Origin of the sequence: Mycobacterium sp. AMU20-3851, assembly GCF_043974665.1 — a bacterium.
Lineage (GTDB): Bacteria > Actinomycetota > Actinomycetes > Mycobacteriales > Mycobacteriaceae > Mycobacterium.
Map to the genome: position 1 here is coordinate 3,950,472 of NZ_CP146371.1, position 18,217 is coordinate 3,968,688.

Genomic DNA, 18,217 nt, shown 5'->3' on the forward strand with positions numbered 1-18,217 from the left:
ACCGATGCCGTGACGCCAGCCGCGCCACGGCGAATCCGGCTCAAGCAGCGTGATCACCCCGTCCTTCCAGTCGGCTGCTTCCACGAGGTGAAGACGGTGGTGAACTGTTCGCTCCATGGCTGAATTATCCCAGCAGGGTAAGACAATTCAGCGATCGTCGAAGTTGCTGAGCGCGCCTCTTCACGCCCGTCGGAACAGCTCCGCCGGACGCCCCCGCCCCGCTGCCACCCGCTCCCCGGTGGACTCCAGATGGGGCTCCATGGCACGTCGAAAGGTGTCGCGTTGCAACTCCTGTCCCACTATCGCCTCGTGTACCAGCCGGAGGTCACGGAGCGTGAAGCTCTCCCCCAGCAGCCGATCGGGGTCCGGCGCAGCGGCGTACCGGGCGCACACATCGTCGACGGCGAGCGCGATGATCTCGCGGTGGTCATAGACGAGCCGACCGGGCGCGGTCACCGGCACCAGTCGGGTCGCGTCGAACCGCTCGGCGAGGATTTCGGGTCCGACGACCGCGACGTGCGCCACCGAGAGCACCCAACCCCGGTCGTCACGATCCAACGCGTCGAACACGTGCAGTTGGCGTGGACGCAGTTCGCGGACGCCGGCCTTCTCGGCAAGCGACCGGTTGACCGCGTCGGCGAGGATCTCCCCCGGCCGCATAAACGTTCCGGGCAGCGCCCAGCCCCGGACAGCGGGGCGGGGCACCTGCAGCACCAGTAGCTGCCGCTCGGAACCGAGGGTGAGGACCGCCGTGTCGACGGCAACCGAGGGTCGCGGGTAGTCGGTCAGACTCTTCCCGCTGTTGTCTCGGTGCGTGTTCTTGTCCATGTCAGTGCCTCAGCGTACAGTCATCCGCATTTAGCGCAATAGTGCGCAAATATCGGGAGTTCACGGTGCTGGTGATGTCCGCAGCCGTGGAGACGGTGTCGCTGGCCGATCGGATGGGCTGGTTGCGGTCCGAGCATGCGAGCGAGTCGAATGTCCGGGTGGCCGGGATCCGCTGTGATGCACCGGTCGACGTGACCGATCAGCGGGTGTGGGCGGCCCAGGTCGCCGCGATGCGGGCCGGGTTGCACGCGGCAAATGCGGCGGTCGAGGTGGATGCCGTCTTCAGTGCGGACGACTACTGCACCGAACTTGCGCGCTGGTTCGACGCCGCTCCGGTCATGACCGACCGTTGCGGCAGCAGCACGGCGGTGCGCCGCGACCTCGCGGGCCGCTGGTGGGAGTTGGCTCCGGCCACCCGCGCCGGATTGGCGACGCGGGTTGTAGTGGTGGGCGCCGAGTCGACCGGGACGACGACGGTGGCGCAGCGGTTGGCCGCGCTGTATCGCGGTCGCGGTGGGGTGTGGGCATCGACGCAGTGCGTGCCGGAGTACGGGCGGGAGTACACCCAGCTGAAGTGGGATGAGGCGCCGTCAGATGTGAGACTCGATCAACTGGTGTGGAATGCAGCGGATTTCGATGCAATTGGACCGGAGCAGACGCGACGCGAGGAGGCCGCGGCGCGGGCCGGTTCACCGCTGTTGATCTGTGATACCGATGCGCTCGCGACCGGTGTGTGGAAGCGCAGCTACCTTGGTGACGCGACCGGGGGGCCGTGGACGCGGGTGCCGCCGCGGGCGGTGTATCTGCTCACCGATCATGAGGGGGTGCCGTGGCAGGACGACGGGATGCGTGAGGGCGATCTGGCGGTGCGGGCGGCCATGACCGGGTGGTTCGCGGAGGCGTTGACCGCCGCCGGACACTCCTGGGTACTGCTGACGGGGACCCTTGATGAGCGGGTCGACGTGGCGGTGCGGACGATCGACCCGCTGTTGGCGTTGTGGGCGCGGTTCGGGGAACCGTTGCGCGGGCCGGGGTTCGAAGCCACGGAGTGACGCCGGCTCGGGGGTTTGGTCAATCCGCCGCAGCGATCCGCTTCCGCATCTCGTCGCGCCGTTCGATGATCCACTGTCGCCGCTTCGCCACCAGGTAATCGGGTGAGCCGAGGTCGGTGTCGTATCCATTGCCGGAGAAGCCGGCCCGCCGCATGACTTCACCCCGCCCCGAAGGGCTGCTGCTGACGCCGAAGAACTTCGCGATGTCCATGGCCCGCACACCGGATTTCCCGTCGAACAAGTTGTTCGCCTTGCCTGCAATCCACACCACCCCGGCCGCGGCGGTTTCCGCCCGGGCGTTGCGCCGGAACACCTTTGGAGCGTGGGAGGCAACGCGCGCCAGGATCCGTCGACACACCGTGCGGTACTCGACATCGAGCAGCGCGTCGCAGCAGCGATCGGTCAAGGCCAGCACCTCATCCACCCGCGCGGCCACGTCATCGGCAATACCCGACCAGTCGAACGCCTCATCGGGCAGAGGCCGGGTATCGAGTGCGTCCAGCTTTTCGGGTCCGCCGACTTCTTGTGCCAGGGTGTGCAATTCCCCCTCCTCGAACCAGTTGGGTTCATAGGAGCCCGGTAGCCCGTCGAACATGTCCGGTCCTGGTCGGGGTGTACGGATCGCCCGCAGGTACTCGGGAGTCCAGGCGTCGATCGCGTTCAAGGTCTGCTCGGTGAGATCGGCACGCACACCCGAGTCGTGGTGGGCAAACCGGATGAAGGCCCACAGCAGTTCGGGCGCGGCCGCGAGGTACTCAACGGGCGCGATGACCTTGCGCGGGAGCCAATCGGCGAGCAGCATCTCGACGCGCACGTCGCTCCACCGCACCGGGTCACCGGATCCATAGTCGGTGGCGAACCAGAGCACGGAGCCCAGCAGCCCGCGATGATCGGCGTCGTCGAATCCGCGGCCCTCCTCGGAGTTGAAGAACCGGTCGGCAAGGTGATCAACCTGTGTGGGATTCCATTGCGGGCGTTGATATCCGGTTCCGCCCTGCGGCAGGCTCCGGGTAATCCACTCCACCAACGGACGGCACGCCGGCCACGATTCGGATTCCAGCGGCGGGAAGGTCATGGCGCCGACCTCGACGGCCGAGTCGATCCAGGCGCGCGCGTCGGCCAGGGACAGCTCCTCCCAGGTGGTGTCCGGGTCGTCGTTGATGCGCTGGTATTGAGCAACGATGACGTCGATGGGTTCGGGAATGACGAACGCGTCCTTGACGAGTTGTCCGAGGTTGTGGTCGACATAAGCTATGCAGGTGGCTTCGCGGCCGTCCGCGAGCCGCACTCCCACGATGATGTTGTCGCCGTCGCCCAGGATGTGGTTCATCCGCACCGCGCGATGGGCCAAGGGCTGCTCCAACCGACCCACCCAGTCCGGTGCGACGGGTTCCCGGGTGGCCAGTTCCCGCCAGATGCGCGCCTGCAGGACCTCGTCCCCGGTGAGCGCGGCGATGGTCGCGAGCAGGGCGGTGGTCTCCGGCGCCACCACGTCGGCGAACATCGCCACAAGGTCGTCGCGGCTCGGCTGGTCTGGGGTGGGCCCGGCGAACGGGTGTACCTTGCCGCGCGGATCCACCGCGGTCAGCAGCGTGCTGACATAGCTGAGCAGATGCAGCGGATCCGGGTCGGTCATCGCCGTCCGCACCGCGAGCATCAAATCGGATTCGGCTGACGCGCGGCCGCGTTGTCGCCTGGAGTTCGACATGAAGAACACCGTACGACGCCGGGTCGGGGTCCGGCGGCACCAATCAACGTCCACCGGACCGGGCCTGGTCGATCTGCTGCTTGATCTCCCGGTAGGCCTGCACGCGCGCCAGGACCGCGTCGACTGCGGAGTTCGTCGGCGTGGTGTCCGGTGTGGCCTCGATGCCGTAGAGCATGGCGCTGAGCTTCGCGTGCAGTTCGGCGCGCTGTTCGGCGACCTTGGCGTCCGCGCGCTCGGCGCACAGCGACGCGTCGATGTGCCGGGCCTCGACGGCACAACTGGCGATCAACTCCACCCGCTCGATCGCGGCGCATTCCAGGTTCGCGACGGTCGTCCGCGCCTCGGCCAGAATCCGGCGATCATCGGCACTGGGCTTGTCCAAGGCGGCCAGCTTGCCGGTCACCGCACCCAAGGCGTGCGCTTTAGCGAAGCCGTCGGTGATCGCCTTGATGTCGGGGCTGAAGTCCACGTCACCCAGCCAGCCGGCGCGGGCGGCCTCGGAGGCGGCGACCTGCTGGGCCGCCGCAAGCGCCTCCTCCACCAGTGAAGCGTTCGACGTACCGAGCGTGTCGATGCGGTGTTGTTTCTCCTTGCGGGCCCGCTCCTCCCGTTCGCGTTTGGCGGCGGCGGCCCGGGCCGAGTTCTCTTCGTGTGCTCGCCTCTGCGCCTCGATGCGGCTCTCTTCGGCGGCCTTCACGATGGCGTAGACAATCCAGATCACAGCCACGGCGCCCGCGCAGATGCCGAGTGCGATCCACACTTCTTTGGGGATCAAGGAGATCAGAAAGAATATGCCGAAGATCAGCCAGAAAAAGGCGGCGCCGACACTGGGCTGACGGTCACTCATTGCAGTTGTCCCCATTCGTCTTCGGCCGCACCGGGTGTGCTCAGGCCAGCCGATCAGAATGACAGGGGGCTCTGACAAGTGCGGCGCCGCCGAGCGTCAGGGGCCGCGTGTCGGACGGTCGATGTAGTACGCAATCAGGTACGCGATCGGTGGAAGCAGGAAGACGGGGATGGAACTCACGACGATCAATGCGAGTTGCACCCACCGGCACCGAGCGATGGGAAACCCGTCATACGAATCGATGTAGCCGGTGAAGGCGAGCATCGTGACGGCGAGAACGCCGGCCCCGAGCGTCTCCGGGCCGACGCCGAACATCAGCGCGCTCGCTCCCGCGACAACGCTGAACACGACCAGCAGACACCAGTGCGCTGTGGCGGTAACCCTTCCGCGATACGAGTCGGGCGGCGGGACCACAGGAGGCGCAGGGCTGCCGTCCCGCGGTGGGTCGGGTCGGGTACGGGCAATCGAATAGGAGTAGATCCGCCCGCCGATCTTCAGATACGAGGTCCGGAAGTAGGCGACCAGCACGCCCGTTGCCGCCGCCACCCCGTAGATCACCAGCGCTGTCCGCCAACCGCGATGCGTCACTCCAAGTGTCATCACGCCCAGACTCACCAACCAGGTCGACCAATAGATCCGGCGTTCAAGACGCACGTTATCGACGAAGCCAAGTGCCAGCGCGCCGACGGCGCTTATAACGAATCCGGTCAGGATCCAACAATTAGGCGACGCCGACATAAGGCTCCGCAATCTTGTGCAAGTCGATCATGTCTTAGCGGTCAAAATTCGAACCAACGGCGCCACCGATGAATCTCAGGACCTCGCCCCCAAAGAGACCACCTGTGAGGGCTCCGACGAAGGCTCCTCCTGGACCCAGAACCGCGCCGCCCGCAACTCCACCGGCAACCCCGCCGCCAAAGCCACCTCCGAGACTTCCTACGAGGCCACCCAGCTCGACTTCGACCAGGCAATCCTGCGCGACCCCGAGCGCGCGTCCAGTCACAACTGGGGAGCCCTCGTCGCTCAACGCCGTGACGACAGCGGAAGTAACACGGTCGGCTAGTCGGACATCTGAGAGTGCATACCGCATGACCAACTCCTCGCCGGATTTCACAACCGTCCTGCCGTCACACGCTCGCCACTGCTCGGCGAATCGGTTGAAGGTTTCCTCTGCACTGCGGGGTGAGTCGAACAGGGCTGCGCTGTACGTGGCAGCCGATTCCGATGCGAAGGTGACGGCGACCAGGGGAGCCGAAACGTAAGCATCCGTCTCCAGGGGGGACACCACGCCGATACAATCGCGTTCCGCTATATCGCGGCTTCCGATAAACGTGTTTCGGAGCCTTGCACCGTCGCGAACCTTCGGCAGGCCGTTGACCACCACCGGATAGCCCAGTGCGTCAGAAAGCTCGGAATCAGTCGGCAGCACCGACGTCAACCAGGCATACGGCTCCCGCACCTGATTGTTCGTTGATTCAGCCGATGGCTTGCTGGTGTCGGACTTTGACGTTCCGTCGCTCGGATTCGAGCAGCCGACCACGAGAACCACTCCCAATGCAGCCGCCACGCGGCTCAGCGCATCTCTCACAATCATGAAAGAGATGACCTGTCTATCATCAACGCACCCCCGTATCGGCCCGATCACGATCGCCGCCAAGGTTAGCCGAGGGTTCAGCCCGACAGGCGTCGCCGCCAGGCAACGAGTCCCAGCACCCGAAAGTTCATCTCCCGCTTCGTCCACGTTCGGGCAGGATGGTTCAGCGACTGGATTCGGCCTGCACGTACCGAACGAAATGGAGCGGCGGTATCCGAGACCGTGACCCGATGAGGGCAAAGGACACATTCGGAGCCGAATGCTTCTACTGCCGCGGGCATTACGCCGGGTGGTCGTTGCGGCCCGCGGGACCTACGCCAGCCAACCACCCGGCATCGCCACGTGGTCGGGGTACAAGGCAAGCGTGCGACTGGATATCGAGTTCGAGCCCGGCTGGATGACTCGCTGAGTCGTACTTGTCGGTGGCCACCCTCATACTGAGCGGCTCGCTGGAGATTCCACGCCGAGCGAGAGGATCTCCCGATGAGCACGCGGCTCGTGACGCTCAATATCCGCCACGGTGGCAGTAAGTCCGCGGACGCGCTGGCGGCTCGGCTGCTCGGCTACCGGGCCGACATCCTGGTGGTCACCGAGTTCCGCGCCAATGCCGCCGGCACACGGCTGATCACCCGCCTCGCCGAGGCCGGCTACGACACTTCCCATCCCGGCGTCGGACCGGCGGACAACACCGTGCTCCTCGCCGCGCGCGGGGGCATCGAACGGCCCTGGCCGTTCAGCGAGGCGCTCGACCCGCGGCACCTGTGGTGCGCCGAGATCGACGGCGCGTACGTATGCGGGGTGTACATGCCGCAGGGCGCAGCGAAACTTCCCTACTGGGAGGCGCTGATCACCGGTGCCCGCCGGGCCGACCTCGATCTGCTGGTCGGCGACTTCAACACCGGCACCAACGATTTAGACAAGGATCCACGCGGGACGAAGTTCATCGGGCCGGGGACGCCGGGCAAGCTGATCGCCACCGGGTACACCGACGTGTGGCGGTCGCTGCACCTCGAAGTGCGTGAGTACTCGTGGTTCAGCCGGCCCGGGGACAACGGGTTCCGGCTCGACTACGTCTACGCGGCACCGGATCTGGCGGAGCGCATCCGGTGGTGCGAGTTCGACCATGCACCGCGGCTGTTCGGCGAGACCGACCATTCTGCCCTCGTGGCGGTGGCGACATGATTATCCGCAGTTATTGCGGGCTCCGCAGTTTGTGCGCTGTGGTGGTTCATGTCCAACCGGTACGACCGCATCCGCTCCGACCTCACCCAAGCCGAAGCCGCTCAGACCGCCGACGAGGCGTTACGACACCTCCGAGCGGTATTGACGGAGACCGGCCAACTTCTCGACGAGCAACTGGCCCGCGCCGTCGTCGACGACGAGATGTCGATCGCCGCGGCCGGCAAAAGTGCCGGCCTCACCGAGAACGCGGTCGGACCCCGGCTGGCCAGCACGCCCCGGCTGGGCCCGTACGTGTCGGCCGGAGAACGCATCACCGCCGAAGACGTCCGACGCGCCCGTAACGACAAGCATGCCGGCACTCCCCTGCCACCCGCGCCGCCCGCCGAACCGATGCGGTTCAAGCCCCGACGAAACAGCAAGCCTCGCTAGGCTTCAACGAAAGGATGAGCTCATGTCCAACGCCGATCTCACCCTCATCGCCTTCCTGCTCGACCGGTCCGGGTCGATGCAGTCCATCAAGTCCGACGTGATCGGCGGGTTCGACGCGTTCCTCACCGAACAGCGCACCGGGGAGGGCGACTGCCGGGTAACACTCGCGCAGTTCGACAACCAGTACGAAGTGGTCTACAGCGCCAAACCTTTGGCCGAGGTGCCGCCGCTGGAACTGCACCCACGCAACAGCACCGCGCTGCTGGATTCGATGGGCAAGCTGATCACCGAGACCGTCGCGGAGATCGACGCGCTGCCCGAGGAGGCCAAGCCGGGCACCGTCATCGTCGCGATCATGACCGACGGGCACGAGAACTCGAGCCACGAGTGGACTCGGCCGGCCATCAAGGCTCTCGTCGAGCAGCAGACCAACGACTTCGGTTGGGAATTCCTCTACATGGGCGCCGACCAGGACGCCGTCGAGGTCGGTCGCGATCTCGGGGTGCGGGCCGAGCAGTCGGTCACCTACGCGCGGGGCAAGTCCCGGCAGGCGATGGAGATGGTGTCGGCGAATGTGCGCGGGTATTGGACGGCGAAGATGACGGATGTGGACGCGGCGATGCCGGGGTTCAGTGCGGATCAGCGGGCGGGGTTGGCGGAGGAGTGATGGAGGTGGCGCGATAGTTGACCAACCCGGTTAACCAGCATTGACCAGCTACCTAGAATCGGCCCATGAGGAAGATCAAGGTCCAGTACGCCAAGACGCACCTCTCCGCCCTGATCGCCGCCGTCGAAGCGGGCGAGGAGTTCGTCATTGCGCGTGGGGACCAGCCGGCTGCCCGTCTGGTCCCGGTCATCAGAACAGAGGCACGCGAACTCGGCTTCGTCGCCTATACGGTGCCCGAAGAGTTCTTCGACGAATTGCCCGACGAAGAACTCGCCGCGTGGGAGTGACACACCTGCTGGACACGCATACCGTGCTGTGGGCGCTCACCAACCCGACGCGCCTTGGACGCAAGGCGCGCGCGGTGCTCACCGATCGGTTCCGCCCGATCGTCGTTTCGGCGGTCTCGGCGTGGGAGTTGTCCAGCAAGCAGCGGGTGGGCAAACTTCCCCAAGCCGATGCCATCCTCGGCGCGTACTCAGAACACCTAGAGCGGTTGGGCGCCACCAGAATGCCGATCACCGAGGATCACGCGCTGCTGGCCGGACGGCTCGACTGGCAGCACCGCGACCCATTCGACCGCATGCTGGCAGCCCAGGCGATGATCGAATCCCTGACCCTCATCACCGGCGACGCAGTATTCGACGGCCTCGCCGGAGTGCGTACCGTGTGGTGACCGAGGCCGATCCCGTGCCCGACGCTGTCTGCGGATGTCGCCGATGAAGCCGAGCGTGCAGAGACCCGCCAGTGTCACCGCCTCTCCGGCGCCCAACAGTACTCGGACGGGATCCGCCTAGATCAGCGATCAAAGGTTGAGCCAACCTGTGCGCCAACGAATTACCGGCCTATCCGAAGATCAAACGTATCAATACGGCGCAACCGCGCGGCGGCCTCATCGCGACGAGCGGTCCGACGCACAGCCGCCAAGTCCATAGCGACACCTTTTCGCTACGGACACGTCAAATTGCCCCCAAAGGAAGGCGCTTGGGCCATCACGCTGTATCCGGATAGCCGAGGTACCGACCTACTCGTACCGCATCGCAGTGTCGATCGCCCCGCCGGCCTCGTGGTCCTGTTGGTCATAGACGTCGGCGGCTGCGCGCAACGAATCTCCCAGTGTCGTAAGGTCGGAACGCAACCGCGCCGCCTGCGCTTCCAGCACATCGATGAACTTCCCGAACCCAGGTGTGCCTTTCTCCTTCCAGGCCGCGCCTTGGGTCGAGACACTGTCGGCGACCGCCGCGCGACTGGAGGAGGCCTCACCGGCGACGACGGCCATCTGATAAGCGGATAGCCGCACCTGGGCTGTCGACACAACGATGTTCTCGTGACTCATGGCGTGCCACTCCCCCCGGCGGACAGCCGGCAGGCGATGGTTCCGGTGATCAGCGACGCCTCGATGGAGCCGAACCTCAGCTCTCGACCATCATCGCTGGTGATGCTCACATCGTGGGCGCCGGCCGAATTCTGCATCGCGGAACTGTTCGTCAGGCCCGCTTCAGCGGCCTGGCGCTCGACGGCGGGCAGCACGAGCGCCCATTCCTGGTCGCTGAATGAATGAGTCGACGTCAGCTTGGCGAAGTACAGTGACACCCCGCGCTGACCGTGATTATCGCAGCCTCCCCGCATTTCCTCGCGGCGCCATTGCCACGGCACACTGTTGGGAACAAGCTCGCTGACCTCGGCGCGTACCGCCTCAAACAGATCCAGCATCTGAGCGCGGGTGGCCTCGATGTCAGGCAAGTTCTTGATATCCATCTTCGGAACGTCCTCGTTGATGATGGGCGAGTCGTAGCTCTCAACGGAGCCTGGTCGGTCAGCGTCGGCACTGCATCCCGTCAAGGCCAATACTCCGACGGCAATAGTGGCCGTCAACGAGCGGCCCACGATCCACGTCGCTGTCATCGGATCAACCTCTCTCCGCCATCGTCGTCCAACGGTACGTCCGCGAGTCCCCCAGCGATGATCGCAAGGTTGTACCCGGTGGTACGTAAACGGTTGTTGTCGTCAGAGCGCGGATAGTCCGCATGGCTTTCGGCGCCGGTGCGCGGCAGATTGTCAGTCGGGCTCACTGCGGCGTTTGACGACAGTTGTTCCAGTGGCAGCGTCGTCGGGTTGGACCCGAACTGACCGAGGTCGCCGGCCGACGGTAGCTCGAACGGCCCCAGCCTCGGGTCGCCGGATATCCAATCGCCGGGGGCGGTCATGACGTAGGCGTGGCCGTCGGCGAGATTCATATCGACCTCATCGCCGATCGGCCGCATCAGCTCGATCGGAACTCCGTGAGCCCCGAATCGGGTCATCGTGTCGTCGGTGTGGCCCAGTCCGGGCAAGCCGTAGAAGGCGGCATCGTCGATGACTCCGGTCTGGCCGAGCTCGTGGAACGCTTGGGCGGTGGTCAGCGATCCATAGGAGTGATCATCGAGCAGTTCTGCAAGGGCGAACTGTCCGTGCTCTGTAACTACGGAGTGCTCACGACGGGCTTCGACGCCCCCTCTGTCCGGTGCGTGGTGGTCGCAAGGCCGACCGTCAGTCACGTCCTTTACGAGCAGATGATCGGTCGAGGATTGCGGGGCCCTGCGTTCGGGGGAACTGACAAGTGCTTGATCATCGATGTCGATGACAACATCCAATGGCGTGATCGACCGGCAACCGTTCACTACTCGGGCCTGGAGCAAGAGATGCGCTATGCGCGGTGAGGTCTCGGCAATACTCAGGTGCCGTGCACTGTAGTATCGATTCTCCGCGCCGTGGAATCCATCGCTAGCAGCGCGCCAGATGAGCCCAAGATACACAATGTCTACTACCCACCGGCTCGCGCGATCTGCTCCATCGACTCCACCACCAGCCCATCACACATCGCACGAATCTGCTTGTCGTCCAGTGCAAGTGGATCCACAAAGGCGAGTATTCGATTCATTCTTTTGGTCGCATCCCGTATCAACCGGCGGCGTGAACCATTCGGGCTTGCTTCCAAGATGGAATACGCGAAGGCAGAAATGAGTCGAGGGTCGCCACCGATGACGCGTCGCTCCTGAAGCTGATTGAGCTCGCTTTCATTGAGTCGCTTGTACAGACCGTAGTGGTTCTCGAAAATTACAGCCTGCCACCATAACCGCGCCCAAGTGTGCCGGGTCAGGTCACTGGCGATCCAACGTTCTCGGTTGTCGAAGCCAAATCTCCACTTCGTCAGGTGTGGTAGGGCGATCAGTGAGATGAACGACCAGAGTCGGGTGTTACCCGCATCGGCCCAGCTGATGTTCATATGCTCACGCAACACGATAGCTGCATCTCGATCGAACTGGGTCCGTGATTCCGGAGACGAAGACTCGGGATAGCCATAGCCGCGAGCGATCACTTCCAGTTCGTCGATCAGTTGCTGCACGGAAGCGTCTGTCGCCCGTGCCCCAACCGGCGAGTAGATCTGGTCGGAATGGCGGCTACGAGGTTTCGGCTCGTCCACCGACTCGACGAAGCCCCGGTACTCCAACTCGGCGACGCCGGCTGAGATCTGTGGCCAGTTGCTCACCGGAACAGCCTCCCGTGACCCATCTTTCGGACTGCCCCTGCGATTTGCGTCCGAAAGTCGTTCAGCTCCCGCGGAGAGGGGGTCATGGTGTCCGCAAGGTTGGCCCTGAGCAGGGTGTTCTTGAGGACGTCGCCTACGCTGCCGATCGGCCAATCCTTCCCGGTCAGTTCGTCCCGGTTCGCAATCGCCACGTCGATCAGCAGTGCGGAAACTCCCGACTCGAGTTCATCTATCAGAATCCGCTGCACGTCGTCTATCGGCCCGCTGCGCGAAATCGCTTCTCGCAATGCAGTATCTCTGCTGTTGATCTGCAACAGCACCGCTCCTATGAACGGCGACTCGAGGTCCCCTTCAATGTCCAGGTGCCAACTCGCATCGGCGGAATGGTACGTCCGGGCAAAGTCCACCATCTGGGTCGGAAACATGGGTGACGGTTGCTCAAGCGTCAGCAGCTGCCTGTCCTCTGCAAGAATCGATCCCGGGAAACGGGCGGCACCGATCGGGGCCTCTCCTGCCGGTCGCGACGCAAAGACGATCCGGGAGAAGAGACTGAGAGTTCCCGCTATTCTTTCCCCGATCAGTTCGACGTCGATGGTTCCACGCCCGGCGCCCGATATCCTCGCCGGTCGAGCCGAAGCAACCATGCCTGTCGTCGAACTGAGCCACGCGAGGTATACGTGGCAATGTTCCAAGGCGCACTGCGTTTCCGATTCGAACCGCTCTCTGTCGATCGCGATATCTCGGCGAATGCGGAGATTGGTCCCGGGCTCCCAACCTTCGACATATCCGGGCAGCGGCAGATGTCCCTCACCGTCAACCAACGTCCATTCGCCCCACGCCACCGATTCATCCGAGGGAACGAAATATGGACGCACATCATTGCGCATGCCGGCCTCCGTCCGACGTCAGCTCATTCAATCTGAACCGGACCACAGCGTCCGCCACGTAGCTCGCGTAGACCTTCCATTCGGTTTGTCCATCGGGCTCAACGGTGAGAACAGGTCCCGAAGTCGACTCTGCTGTAGACACAGAACGCCATTCGATGATCTTCGGCATGTCCGCGCCCTCTGGCGGTTCGGCTTCGACCTTTCCTCCTTCGATGACGATGTCGATACCTGCGCGCACCCTACGCTGACCGTCGGACGGGGGAAGATCGACCGTTGCAACAAAAAGTGGCACCTCACCGTGGACTTCGACCCGAGGAATGCCAACAATCCGCGGTTTGCGCAACGGCTTCCGCCTGCCTGAGCCCGTCTCCGAACCCGATTTCACGCCAGATTGCTTTCCATTGATCGGATTGCCTGGCGATCGGGCTTCACCTGAAGAAACTGCGTGTTCATCGGACCATACTTCAAATGTCGGTATCAGGGTTCCTAGTCGCGAGGACAGTTCCCCGAGACCGTTAGCATGGTCCCCGGCTGCCGTAGTGTGCGGTGAAACAATGCTCCGCACCTCACGATTGAGGAATTTTGCCAAGCCCTGCACAACTCCTCTGTCAGTTCCAGCGAGGCCGCGGGAGATCCACGCATCGTGGGTCGGAGGCTCCGACAGGGCGAATGCCTCGTCAGCTTCCGGCGATGCTTTGAACACCGCCCCGTACGCCAGCCGGGCATCTGAGTGCGTGTCGGTCGGGAAGTAATCGACAACCAGCTCCGGAGCCCGCATCCGCGCGACGTGATGCGGAGGACCCTCGAATGGCCGTGCCGCGTCGACAACCAGAGGGCCTGCAGGCGCTTTCGCCGTCGTCTGTCTCAACGAGAAGTAGCCGGCCACCCGCGGCGCGACGGTCCTGGCATATGCGGCCCCACCTTGTGCGCGAACTTCGCGGAGCGACTCGACGAACGGCTTGAACTCATCCAGCGACTCGGGTGAAGGTAACTCGATATCGCGGCCATTTACAGAGACAACAAATCTCATGTATCGATCGTCCTCGTTCGCGACAAACTTGGGCCATAGATGCCAGAGCATCGACGAGCCCAAGTACTCTGCTGCCTGTTCCAGCGTTCGCGGTGGACTGTCGGGCTCACCACCGGTCAGTCCCAGATCCGCTGCGATGATTACGATGTCGGTGCCACTCTCGTCTGCTCTGAATCCGGGTAGACCGAGCGTGTGTGACGTAGCCTCGGCGTCGGAGTCCAACAGTGGATCTGCTACGTCACCGTCGGCGCCCCACCAGTGCCGTCCGGTGTAACGCTGATCTCCCACGTAGTAGCTCTCACCAAGGGCAGCGCCCATCAATCGCCTGCTCGGGGTCGCCTGCGCTGTCCGAGTATCGACGAGAATCGCACCCACCCGACTCAGCTGGTAGAAGATCCCCTTCCCGAACCCGTACGTTCCTCCTCCGAACTTCTGGTCTCGTGGTTCGCCGACGTTCCGAATGAACTGGACGAAATCGGCCCTCTCACCGTGGTCCGGTCGTGTTCCCGCCCTGATCGGCCCGCCCAACCCCACGGTATTGCGATCCGAGACCACCAACATGATGCAGTCCGCGTTCAGGACCTCATCCAGTCCATTTCGAGATTCCGGGGCCGGGGGAGGCAGGATCGTCTGGCGCCACTTTGCCGCCGTTCCAGCCAGTCGATAGAGGCTGATTCGGAAATCAACCGGCCCGTTACCACACCGTGCGTCCCAACTGTTCTGCGCAGCCTCTCGAACCAGCACGGTGAGAGGATCCATCTCCGGACGTCCGAGCTGTTTGACGATACCTTCGGCAGCAACCGAGCCTTCGGGGGCGAACCGCTGTGACCACCAACTGGTTTGGATCATTCCCTGGCACCCTGGGCGGCCGCTTCGAGCGAAGATCCATAGGCCAGCGGAGCCACGAAAGCCACATCGACCTCGTAGCGAAGAGCTGACAATCCCACCGGTACTTGGCCGTCGGGCAGGGAAGCCGGAACGAGCCGTGGCACCGTGTCGTCCACGTGCAGGACGAAGACCGGGCCCAACGAGAAGCTATCGGTGTCATCTACCGAACCGGCAGTGTCCCATCCGGCTGCGATGAGACGCGATGCGATCGTTGCTCGCCCCTTTATGCGTTGCTTGACCGCGGCGACGAGGTCGGACAATGTGGTCCCGTCCGGGTCCGTTATCACCGTGGCTAGCACCAGATCCAGTTCTCTGCCCCCGTGCTGCGCAAGTTGCTCCCAGCCGTGGACGATGAAGCTGTCACTGCTCTCCCCCAAGGCCTTGACTTCGATACAGCGCGTAGGCATTTCGAAGTCGTGAGGTTCTCGTAATGGTCCCCTCCAACTCTCCGCCGGAAAGTCTGGATCGATGTCGAGCAACGCCGACAAAACGCTGAGTTCAGCGAAGAGCCCCCGCTTTGCCTCAGGCGACAGCCCACGAGCGAACCGGCTACTGAAGAGCCTTCGCCACCGCGTAAGAACCCTCGCTGCATCTGTCGCAGGCCGATCCGAGCCATCGATTTCTTCGAGTACGTCGCTGATGACATCGTCGAATTCCGGGTGCAACGAGGAATCGGCACACGATACATCGAGATAGTCGGAGACTTGGCCGCCGAATGCCAGAGGTCGCACCCTCGAACTCAGCACTGCGGGACGATTGTCGATCGGCGGCGTCTCATTGATGCAGGGGACGAGAAAATGCCGGACTCGGTTGCTGTCTCGTGCTACCCGGCAAGCGATCCCGGCGAAGCTGATGTCCAGCGGGAACGACGCAAGTTCGCCGTCTTTCGGTGACGAAAGCACCGACCAGGCCCGCTCCAGCAGATCGTCACCTGCCTCGGTCACTGCGGTGCCTCGGTATCGACCGTGAGCGCCTCGTCCAATTCGTCGGTTTCGACGTCACTGAGGTCGACGGCGACATACGACGCCTGGACGCTCTTGGTCTTCACATCGCCGGGGAAGACGATGCCGAAACCGGCCACGGTCCCAGCTGCCGACAGCGGAACACGTGGCGGGGGAACTTTCGAGTACTCCTTCTGCGGAGGGCTTGTCGAGTCGATCGGGTACAACACGAGGAGTCCGCGCCTGCGATAGATCGGGTCCTCGTTGCGCCGCTTCATCAACCAGTCCTCGGACTCTGCACGGGTGATCTCGATGCCAGGGAGGTCCAACGCCCGGTCTTCCTTACTCATGAGGGTCTTGATATCGGCGCGTTCGTCGTCTCCGTCATTCATCCGTGATCGACTCACTGCCCTCAGCTCGATCCCGCCAAATTTCAGCGGTTGGCCTTCGCCGGTGACGATCGCAACCGACCAGACGTCGAGCGACGGAGGGTCAGCGGCGAGCTGTTCGTCGATATAGCGAATCATCAGCTGCGGATCGAGATCCGGAGAATCGGCATGAATCTGGTACCTGCCCAGAAAGTCCTTGATCAGGCCGACCGGCACGTCGCGAAACAGATGCTTCGTGGCGGCGTCGGCAGCATTCAGCTGTTCGGCGTCGCTGCGTGAGTTCACCTGCTCCACCAGATGCGCCGCAGCGTCGAAGTTCGTCTGCAACCAGTCCGGGTCTTCACGGAGGAAGTAACGCGTCTGTAGCCGCCTGCCCGCATACGAAATGTACGCGGGCTGCGCAGCACCCATCTTGGCCGTGATGCGCAGGGAGGGGTGCGTTTTGATACGGACCGCAACATCGCTGGGCGTGAGATTTTCCCGCTGGTAGCGGTCGATATCGTCCCTCATCTCGTGTTCGACGGTGGCGAGATGGCGAAATGCGGATTCCAAGGACGGCGTCATCCAGATTCGCGGCAGGTCTTCGTAACCGGTTCGATAGCCGAACCATCTACCCATCTGAAGCAGAGTGTCGTACGCGGTGGCCGCCCTGACGAAGAAGCTGACCACCAGACCGGAAAGCGTCAAGCCGCGCGACAGCGTGTTCCCGCCAACGGCGATAGCCACGACGGGATCACCCGAATAGTCGAGGCGGTCCTCACTGCGATAATTGTCAAGTACGACGGTGGTGTCCCGTACGACACCGATGAGCAGCGGAAGTACCTCGTCGAAAGAGAACTCGGTCAGCCCGAAGTCGGAAGCCGGCACCACGCTTGCTTCGCGGTCCCAGAGTTCTCGCCATCGGTCGAGTGCGTCAGGGTCTCCCACCTCGAGTGCATGTGTCGCCTTGGTCCGCATGGATTCCAGAGGGGCTCGGAACGATTCGTGGACCAGGGTCTTGACTGATGTGTGAATCAGCATCGTGCTGTGACCGAAGTCGTCGCGCGCACGCCGGACCGCAGTGGCCAGCCAGAACCAATGCACGGCGTCTTTCAGTTCTTTCGTCATCTTCGGCATGAACTCGTCAGCAGGTTCTCTGCTACCCGGTCGAAGCAGTGTCACGTCCCTCTCCGGCACATGCCGGACCATGTCGTAGCCGTCGGCGGGCCCGGTCTCGCCGTCGCCGTCTTCACCCTCGACTCCGTCGCGCCCGAAGATTTTCTCGGGGCCGAAGTATCCCTTGGGACGCGGCAGATTCAAGATGAACGACTTCGGATACAGATCGGCGTCCGCAGGATCGATGAACACGTTCGCGAACGGCGTCGCGGTGTATCCGATGTATGTGGACTTCGGCATCATCGAGAGGATGCGGCGAATGAGCGGGTTGATCGTCTTCGTGGCGACCGATGCCTGGTCTGCCTCATCATCGATGATCAACACCGGGGCAGATTGCAGCGCCCGCCGGCCGGACGTGTTGTCGAGCCAGTCGATGATCTTCAGCAGCACCGCTTGGTTCTTCTTTGCGACTGCGACCGCAACCTTGTTCGAGCTGAGGACGGCTGCTGCCGTCTGCGTGGGTGTGAGGAAATCTCGATTGTCATCGGTCAACTTGAAGAATTTGTCCGGATGGAGATCGCTGAGGGTTTCGTCGATGCGCTCCTGGGTCTGTCTCCGCAACCCGTTGTGGATGCCCGACAATACGATGATCATCCGATAGTCGACGTCTGCCATCTTCGCCATCACCGAGATGAAGTTGGTCGTCTTGCCGCTCTGCACGTATCCGACGACCAGTCCCTTGGAATCCCATCCCGAACGGTTGGGCCGTGGCGTGTGTCCGACGACCGTGCTCGAGGCGGCATCGACATCGTCGATGCGGTCTTGCGGCCACTCTTCGGCCTCGAAGTGCTGCTTCAGCGCCGGCCAGAACGCGTCATGCATGCTGGGACCGCTGTACCAATCGTCGCGGCCCGCGGTGATGATCGGCGGGCCGCCTTCCTCCACCCTCGCGAGATCACTTTCGAACTGGATACGAAACGACGCCACCTGCTCACCAGGTAGCGTTGCGAAGCTGTCCATTGCATGATCGAGTCCGTGCTTTCGCGCATACTCGGCGAACACTCCGTACAGCGGGTCCACTGGGCTCCTCCCCCGAATTGATACTGGGGACGACGGTAGCGGGCATCACCGACACCCGCAGCAACTTCGGTCTA

The 18,217-nt window shown here is 63.5% G+C and carries 20 protein-coding genes; 7 read left to right on the forward strand and 13 right to left on the reverse strand.

What is annotated here, in order from left to right:
• Window positions 1–180: 180 nt before the first annotated feature.
• Complete coding sequence (locus tag V4U86_RS19015) at window positions 181–828, reverse strand: NUDIX hydrolase (RefSeq protein ID WP_395307492.1); 648 nt, start codon at window positions 826–828, stop codon at window positions 181–183.
• 74 nt (window positions 829–902) lie between these two features.
• Here V4U86_RS19015 and V4U86_RS19020 point away from each other — a divergent pair, with 74 nt between their 5' ends.
• Window positions 903–1,880, forward strand: a complete 978-nt coding sequence (locus V4U86_RS19020) for an AAA family ATPase (protein ID WP_395307493.1) — start codon at window positions 903–905, stop codon at window positions 1,878–1,880.
• Window positions 1,881–1,899: 19 nt separating this feature from the next.
• Here the strand turns inward: V4U86_RS19020 and V4U86_RS19025 are convergent, their stop codons facing one another.
• The 4 genes from V4U86_RS19025 to V4U86_RS19040 form a co-directional block, all read right to left on the reverse strand.
• Window positions 1,900–3,588: a DUF6398 domain-containing protein gene (locus V4U86_RS19025; protein ID WP_395307494.1), complete on the reverse strand. Its 1,689-nt coding sequence runs from the start codon at window positions 3,586–3,588 to the stop codon at window positions 1,900–1,902.
• Between the two features lie 43 nt (window positions 3,589–3,631).
• Entirely contained in the window at window positions 3,632–4,435 is an 804-nt protein-coding gene (locus tag V4U86_RS19030) for a hypothetical protein (RefSeq protein ID WP_395307495.1), read from the reverse strand.
• A 96-nt stretch (window positions 4,436–4,531) separates the two neighbouring features.
• Complete coding sequence (locus V4U86_RS19035; protein WP_395307496.1) at window positions 4,532–5,173, reverse strand: hypothetical protein; 642 nt, start codon at window positions 5,171–5,173, stop codon at window positions 4,532–4,534.
• Between the two features lie 34 nt (window positions 5,174–5,207).
• On the reverse strand, window positions 5,208–6,176 hold the full coding sequence (locus V4U86_RS19040; protein ID WP_395307497.1) for a sensor domain-containing protein: 969 nt from the start codon (window positions 6,174–6,176) through the stop codon (window positions 5,208–5,210).
• A gap of 336 nt (window positions 6,177–6,512) precedes the next feature.
• On the opposite strand from V4U86_RS19040, the gene V4U86_RS19045 reads away from it, so the two are divergent.
• The 5 genes from V4U86_RS19045 (at window position 6,513) to V4U86_RS19065 (ending at window position 8,980) form a co-directional block, all read left to right on the forward strand.
• Window positions 6,513–7,211, forward strand: a complete 699-nt coding sequence (locus V4U86_RS19045) for an endonuclease/exonuclease/phosphatase family protein (protein WP_395307498.1) — start codon at window positions 6,513–6,515, stop codon at window positions 7,209–7,211.
• A 48-nt stretch (window positions 7,212–7,259) separates the two neighbouring features.
• On the forward strand, window positions 7,260–7,640 hold the full coding sequence (locus tag V4U86_RS19050; RefSeq protein ID WP_395307499.1) for a hypothetical protein: 381 nt from the start codon (window positions 7,260–7,262) through the stop codon (window positions 7,638–7,640).
• Window positions 7,641–7,662: 22 nt separating this feature from the next.
• Window positions 7,663–8,307 (forward strand): VWA domain-containing protein, encoded by a 645-nt coding sequence (locus V4U86_RS19055; RefSeq protein WP_395307500.1) that lies wholly within the window; start codon window positions 7,663–7,665, stop codon window positions 8,305–8,307.
• A 65-nt stretch (window positions 8,308–8,372) separates the two neighbouring features.
• Window positions 8,373–8,594, forward strand: coding sequence for a type II toxin-antitoxin system Phd/YefM family antitoxin (locus V4U86_RS19060; protein ID WP_395307501.1), 222 nt, complete (start codon window positions 8,373–8,375; stop codon window positions 8,592–8,594).
• Window positions 8,585–8,980 carry a type II toxin-antitoxin system VapC family toxin gene (locus V4U86_RS19065; RefSeq protein ID WP_395307502.1) on the forward strand — a complete coding sequence of 132 codons (396 nt, stop codon included), beginning with the start codon at window positions 8,585–8,587 and terminating at the stop codon, window positions 8,978–8,980. The genes V4U86_RS19060 and V4U86_RS19065 overlap by 10 nt, the downstream gene beginning before the upstream one ends.
• A gap of 348 nt (window positions 8,981–9,328) precedes the next feature.
• On the opposite strand, the gene V4U86_RS19070 is transcribed toward V4U86_RS19065, so the two are convergent.
• From V4U86_RS19070 to V4U86_RS19080, 3 genes are read right to left on the reverse strand one after another with little or no spacing between them, the layout of a single operon-like run.
• The gene (locus V4U86_RS19070) at window positions 9,329–9,640 is read right to left on the reverse strand and encodes a type VII secretion target (RefSeq protein WP_395307503.1); all 312 of its coding nucleotides are present in this window, start codon (window positions 9,638–9,640) and stop codon (window positions 9,329–9,331) included.
• Window positions 9,637–10,209 carry an LppA family lipoprotein gene (locus V4U86_RS19075; RefSeq protein WP_395307504.1) on the reverse strand — a complete coding sequence of 191 codons (573 nt, stop codon included), beginning with the start codon at window positions 10,207–10,209 and terminating at the stop codon, window positions 9,637–9,639. The genes V4U86_RS19070 and V4U86_RS19075 overlap by 4 nt, the downstream gene beginning before the upstream one ends.
• Window positions 10,206–10,541 (reverse strand): hypothetical protein, encoded by a 336-nt coding sequence (locus tag V4U86_RS19080; RefSeq protein WP_395307505.1) that lies wholly within the window; start codon window positions 10,539–10,541, stop codon window positions 10,206–10,208. The genes V4U86_RS19075 and V4U86_RS19080 overlap by 4 nt, the downstream gene beginning before the upstream one ends.
• Window positions 10,542–10,772: 231 nt before the next feature.
• On the opposite strand from V4U86_RS19080, the gene V4U86_RS19085 reads away from it, so the two are divergent.
• Complete coding sequence (locus V4U86_RS19085; RefSeq protein WP_395312115.1) at window positions 10,773–11,003, forward strand: hypothetical protein; 231 nt, start codon at window positions 10,773–10,775, stop codon at window positions 11,001–11,003.
• 104 nt (window positions 11,004–11,107) lie between these two features.
• Here the strand turns inward: V4U86_RS19085 and V4U86_RS19090 are convergent, their stop codons facing one another.
• The 5 genes from V4U86_RS19090 to V4U86_RS19110 are packed head-to-tail and all read right to left on the reverse strand — an operon-like array spanning window position 11,108 to window position 18,143.
• Window positions 11,108–11,833 carry a DUF6339 family protein gene (locus V4U86_RS19090; protein ID WP_395307506.1) on the reverse strand — a complete coding sequence of 242 codons (726 nt, stop codon included), beginning with the start codon at window positions 11,831–11,833 and terminating at the stop codon, window positions 11,108–11,110.
• Window positions 11,830–12,720, reverse strand: coding sequence for a hypothetical protein (locus V4U86_RS19095; protein ID WP_395307507.1), 891 nt, complete (start codon window positions 12,718–12,720; stop codon window positions 11,830–11,832). The genes V4U86_RS19090 and V4U86_RS19095 overlap by 4 nt, the downstream gene beginning before the upstream one ends.
• Window positions 12,710–14,599, reverse strand: coding sequence for a hypothetical protein (locus tag V4U86_RS19100; RefSeq protein WP_395307508.1), 1,890 nt, complete (start codon window positions 14,597–14,599; stop codon window positions 12,710–12,712). Before V4U86_RS19100 ends, V4U86_RS19095 begins: the two co-directional genes overlap by 11 nt.
• Window positions 14,596–15,582 (reverse strand): PD-(D/E)XK motif protein, encoded by a 987-nt coding sequence (locus tag V4U86_RS19105; RefSeq protein ID WP_395307509.1) that lies wholly within the window; start codon window positions 15,580–15,582, stop codon window positions 14,596–14,598. The genes V4U86_RS19100 and V4U86_RS19105 overlap by 4 nt, the downstream gene beginning before the upstream one ends.
• Complete coding sequence (locus V4U86_RS19110) at window positions 15,579–18,143, reverse strand: Z1 domain-containing protein (protein WP_395307510.1); 2,565 nt, start codon at window positions 18,141–18,143, stop codon at window positions 15,579–15,581. Before V4U86_RS19110 ends, V4U86_RS19105 begins: the two co-directional genes overlap by 4 nt.
• Between the last annotated feature and the right edge of the window lie 74 nt (window positions 18,144–18,217).

Coding starts and splice junctions, on each gene's coding strand:
- V4U86_RS19075 (WP_395307504.1), bottom strand. CDS start 10,209: ATGACAGCGACGTGGATCGTGGGCCGCTCGTTGACGGCCACTATTGCC.
- V4U86_RS19095 (WP_395307507.1), bottom strand. CDS start 12,720: ATGCGCAATGATGTGCGTCCATATTTCGTTCCCTCGGATGAATCGGTG.
- V4U86_RS19045 (WP_395307498.1), top strand. CDS start 6,513: ATGAGCACGCGGCTCGTGACGCTCAATATCCGCCACGGTGGCAGTAAG.
- V4U86_RS19055 (WP_395307500.1), top strand. CDS start 7,663: ATGTCCAACGCCGATCTCACCCTCATCGCCTTCCTGCTCGACCGGTCC.
- V4U86_RS19020 (WP_395307493.1), top strand. CDS start 903: ATGTCCGCAGCCGTGGAGACGGTGTCGCTGGCCGATCGGATGGGCTGG.
- V4U86_RS19060 (WP_395307501.1), top strand. CDS start 8,373: ATGAGGAAGATCAAGGTCCAGTACGCCAAGACGCACCTCTCCGCCCTG.
- V4U86_RS19050 (WP_395307499.1), top strand. CDS start 7,260: ATGTCCAACCGGTACGACCGCATCCGCTCCGACCTCACCCAAGCCGAA.
- V4U86_RS19070 (WP_395307503.1), bottom strand. CDS start 9,640: ATGAGTCACGAGAACATCGTTGTGTCGACAGCCCAGGTGCGGCTATCC.
- V4U86_RS19100 (WP_395307508.1), bottom strand. CDS start 14,599: ATGATCCAAACCAGTTGGTGGTCACAGCGGTTCGCCCCCGAAGGCTCG.
- V4U86_RS19080 (WP_395307505.1), bottom strand. CDS start 10,541: ATGAATCTCGCCGACGGCCACGCCTACGTCATGACCGCCCCCGGCGAT.
- V4U86_RS19025 (WP_395307494.1), bottom strand. CDS start 3,588: ATGTCGAACTCCAGGCGACAACGCGGCCGCGCGTCAGCCGAATCCGAT.
- V4U86_RS19035 (WP_395307496.1), bottom strand. CDS start 5,173: ATGTCGGCGTCGCCTAATTGTTGGATCCTGACCGGATTCGTTATAAGC.
- V4U86_RS19015 (WP_395307492.1), bottom strand. CDS start 828: ATGGACAAGAACACGCACCGAGACAACAGCGGGAAGAGTCTGACCGAC.
- V4U86_RS19030 (WP_395307495.1), bottom strand. CDS start 4,435: ATGAGTGACCGTCAGCCCAGTGTCGGCGCCGCCTTTTTCTGGCTGATC.